This window comes from Tunicatimonas sp., from assembly GCF_049647865.1.
GTDB lineage: Bacteria > Bacteroidota > Bacteroidia > Cytophagales > Cyclobacteriaceae > Tunicatimonas.
In genome coordinates, this window is record NZ_JBARYM010000864.1 from 1 (window position 1) to 3,976 (window position 3,976).

Here is a 3,976-nt window from a genome sequence, read left to right on the forward strand (position 1 = left end):
GATAGGGTTACGCGCTTTCCGCTTCTTTATACACCAGCACCTAAAAATCTTCCCACAATATACCAACAACTACCAGCAATTTATTTGTGTACGGCAATGAAGGTATAATATAGGCAGACTGTTCTAAATAAGCTACCTATAATTATTTGGCTTTGCGAGATATGGTTGTTTAATCTGAAGGATAGAACAGAGTGAAGTACCTCTCAAATCAGCAAATTTATGATCGTACTAATTATTTCCTTCACCGTTGTTTTTCTTAGTGAAAAGCGTAGTACCTTCTAATAGCGAGTCTTATCATGTTTAATGTTCCACTCGTCGAACAACTGCATAGCTTCGGCCTGACCGATCTGTTGGTAGCTTAGCTTACGTTTCTCCCAAGTCAGTGGAATTTCTCTGTAAAGCCATTCATCGTCAAACTTAGCTTCGGCTGCATCGTGGCGGGTAGCGGCGAACACTACCCGATCAATACGGGCCCAGTAGATAGCCCCCAAACACATAGGACATGGTTCGCAGGAAGTGTAGATAACACAGCCATTCAGTTCAAAAGTGTTCAGTTGCTGACAAGCACTTCGAATGGCGACTACTTCGGCGTGAGCAGTAGGGTCGTGAGCTGAAGTAACCAAGTTTTGACCACTTCCAATGATCTGCTGATCTTTTACTACCACCGCCCCGAACGGGCCGCCTCGGTTCGCCTGCATACCTTGGCGAGCTAGATTGATGGAAGCAGATATGAAGTACTGATCGTTTTTCTTCATAATTAAGCAAAGATAATAATCAAATAAGGATCATACGTGCTACGTTGCCCCCAAATTTGTACCTTTCTAGCTTTGGATTGTGATATTATTTAGGTTTGGGGTATCCTCCGGGGCCGGTACGATTGGAATCTCTTCTTCTTCTTAAATCCAAGTTATGGTAGATATTGAAGCGGATAATATCGCGCTGGCGGAACTCAAAGGCACTCTGCTGGCCGTAGGTCCACATGTATACCGCCTGAAATTGAATATTATTACTAAAAATGTACCCTAAGCCTAGCACGGTCCGATTTTCTTCAAAATTATTATACTGAATATCCTTGCCATTCTGAATGAATATTTCGTTGTAAAAAGCTCCGAACAGCACCCCCGGCCGTAGTGTATGATCATTGATTGGTACGTAAGTGGTAAAGCGATAACGCCAACGATTAGAATACTTATAGTCCGCTCCAATATCATTTTTACGCTTCCACCGCTGCTCAAACCGGAGCTGATGATAAAACTTGACCCGCCCCACGGACTGTACAAAAAGAAGTTGCTCCCAGAACCGATACTCTGGCACTACAGGATCATAACGCTCAGTATCTTCCGGATCGGAAGCCCAGCTGTAAGGGTTCACAAAACCACCAGTTACCTCTAAATACTTGTCTAGCAAATACGTTACACCAAACCGAAGGTAGAGCTTACTCATATTCTGATAGTAGTTATTGCGGCGCACGTGATACTCTCCGTAGTAAAATAATCGTTCGGAGAGCCGATACTTAGTATATAATCCGTGCCAAACTCCAGTTTGCCGATTAATTACCCGGTCAGGAATATTTGGCTCGTTGGCTAGGGTAGTTATATCTTGCGCCCAGCTCATGTAGCTGAGAGTAAGCAGCAGAAAGATTATAGTAAGCTGCGTAAATCTTTTTTGCATATCGTATAAAATAGGGAAAACGAATTTAGGCTAGTCCAATAAGTTCTTTAATCTCTTGCGGGTTACGAGTTCTTCTAAGTCGCCGCTCTAGTGCTCTAGTATTTTCGCCGGAAAGTTCCATCAGTCGGTCTAGCAAAGCGACTATCTCCTGAGCTCGAGGAACCAGTTGGTGGTAATTTCTCTCTTGGGCCAACTCTACCAATAAGTGTTGATATAGGTTTTCGGCGGCTCTTTTGTAGAGATCTTTTTTAACCCGTCGGGTAAAGTCGTAGCTAAAGGTGTAGGGATCAAATGTTTTTTCGGTATAAGTATTGTCTACCAGTCTTACGTACTTCGGAATAGTATCCAGATACGTATGCAGGGTTTCTAGCGTATCTAATACCGCGTAAATACTATCCCCAATCTGCTGCTTCGCCATAAAGTTCTCGGCCTGACTATACTGCCGTTCTAGCTGATTGACTCGTCCATTGACAAAATTTTGGTAAACAATATCTGAAATAGAGCGGGGGGCATCATTCGCGGAAGTAGCTTGGCCAACACGAGCGTACAGGCTATCTACCTGCTTATGCTTCTGACTAATTTTTTCTTCCAAAGCACGGTTTACGCCTTCTATTTCAATACTTTTTAGCTCACTGATTACCAACGCAATTTTAGGCTGGGTGAAATCTGAAATACTGCTTACGTACTGCTTTAGCCGAATAGGAAGGCTAGTTGAGTCGTAGGGTTCTCCGGGTAGCCGAATAATATGTTGCTTCGGCTCGCCATCAACAACGTACTCTATCGTATCGGTTTTTCGTGCAAATGACAGAGAGTCGTCGTACAAAATTTGCGGATTTACGTATTGATACTGAGGTGTTTGCATGAATGCGGCTACTGAGTCCAGAATAGTTAACTGCCGGTCTAGTTCTCGGAAGTAGGTAAAAGCAAGTGTCAACGAATCGCTGCGTTGGCGGTTAAGCTCAAAGACCTCGTTACGAGCTAGTGGAATCACTTGTGCACTTAGCGAATCAACCTGGATATTTAGTTGCTGAATGGCTTCTTTCTCTTCTTCACTAACATCGTATTTAAAACGGCTGGTAGCTGCTAGTTGTACCGGCTTGCGTCCTTGAATCTCATCGATCTTAAGATCAACGCTCACAAAATTATTTAATGCCTGCTGAATAACGGAATTACCCGGTTGCTGTCGGGTATACTTCACTGAATTACTAGTATAGCCGTGGTCAAACAGCAACCCAAACCCTTGTTCGCTCACAGAAAAATCTTTCGGCTTGGCACCGCTGTCTAATATCTGAAGCCTTTCCTGCACACTATCGTATACCAAGCTATCCATCACTCGTCCGGTAAGTTCGTTAATTCGGACAATAGAAGTCAAAAAACCATTTTGGTACGAACGAACTTCTTCAATAATAATACTATCACTGGGGTACCGAATCTCCCACTGTTCGTGCATCCGGCCCGCCTCGTTGAAGTACCCCTGCACGTCAAACCCTGTTTCTGACTTATTACTAAAAACAAAAGCCCCAGTGAGTTGCCCGTTACTGAAGTTAGCAATCCCTCGCCTTACCGTTCTTAGGTACTGGCTATCTTGCATAGAATCTTCTCTATAAATCCATTCTCCTATTGGTATCCCCTCATTATAGGCTCCCTGAATATTTGTATACGTACCGTTGATATCGTACTGTAAGTTTAAGTTCTCAATATCCTGGAGCAGAATTTTGTATTCTTTAAAGTCGTAATTCCAGTCGCCATGCTTTTGATTTTTTTGATAGGCTCCATCGTATACTTTTTTAACGAGTACATTTTGCTGAACGGAGTCAGTGTAGGTTACTGCGAAGTAGAAATCACCGTTTAGTATTTTCTCATCGGATTTTCTGGGTTGATAATAATAGAAGCGGGCTTGACCTTGTTCACCAACTTCGTTTTGGTAACGCCCCTCGTAGAGTTGGTCTTTTTGAGCAAAAGCAAATAGGGCAGGGAACAACAGGAGAGCACCGTACAGACCAATACGGAAAAAATAAGCTAACATTGAAATATAGGTAGGTTCTTAAAAATTCAGTCGGATTACTAACATACTACAGAAGCCTATAAAAGCTCTTATAATTGCATACTTGCTAAATGGATTCTGAAGTACATCTAGTAAAAGTCCTAATATAGGATAAAAGTTAATCTATTGGGTAAATATGTTAAGGAAGCACGTAAATATACCTATGCGCGCTGCTATTGGTCGGCACTAATACGAAAAAAGGCAGGCACTTCGAAGAGCACCTGCCTGAATCTATTTTAGACTAGATATACTATTCAGGAA

General features: G+C 42.6%; 3 protein-coding genes. All 3 read right to left on the minus strand.

The annotated features are described in order from the left end of the window. Positions 1 to 278 precede the first annotated feature (278 nt). Complete coding sequence (locus WBA23_RS24850) at positions 279 to 755, minus strand: nucleoside deaminase (RefSeq protein WP_424584977.1); 477 nt, start codon at positions 753 to 755, stop codon at positions 279 to 281. Positions 756 to 840: 85 nt separating this feature from the next. Then, on the minus strand, positions 841 to 1,671 hold the full coding sequence (locus WBA23_RS24855) for a DUF2490 domain-containing protein (RefSeq protein ID WP_424584978.1): 831 nt from the start codon (positions 1,669 to 1,671) through the stop codon (positions 841 to 843). 25 nt (positions 1,672 to 1,696) lie between these two features. Continuing rightward, positions 1,697 to 3,697: a hypothetical protein gene (locus tag WBA23_RS24860; protein WP_424584979.1), complete on the minus strand. Its 2,001-nt coding sequence runs from the start codon at positions 3,695 to 3,697 to the stop codon at positions 1,697 to 1,699. Positions 3,698 to 3,976 lie beyond the last annotated feature (279 nt).

What these genes read in the sequence shown, in the direction of transcription:
- WBA23_RS24850 (WP_424584977.1), bottom strand. Translation starts at nt 755, where the DNA reads ATGAAGAAAAACGATCAGTACTTCATATCTGCTTCCATCAATCTAGCT.
- WBA23_RS24855 (WP_424584978.1), bottom strand. Translation starts at nt 1,671, where the DNA reads ATGCAAAAAAGATTTACGCAGCTTACTATAATCTTTCTGCTGCTTACT.
- WBA23_RS24860 (WP_424584979.1), bottom strand. Translation starts at nt 3,697, where the DNA reads ATGTTAGCTTATTTTTTCCGTATTGGTCTGTACGGTGCTCTCCTGTTG.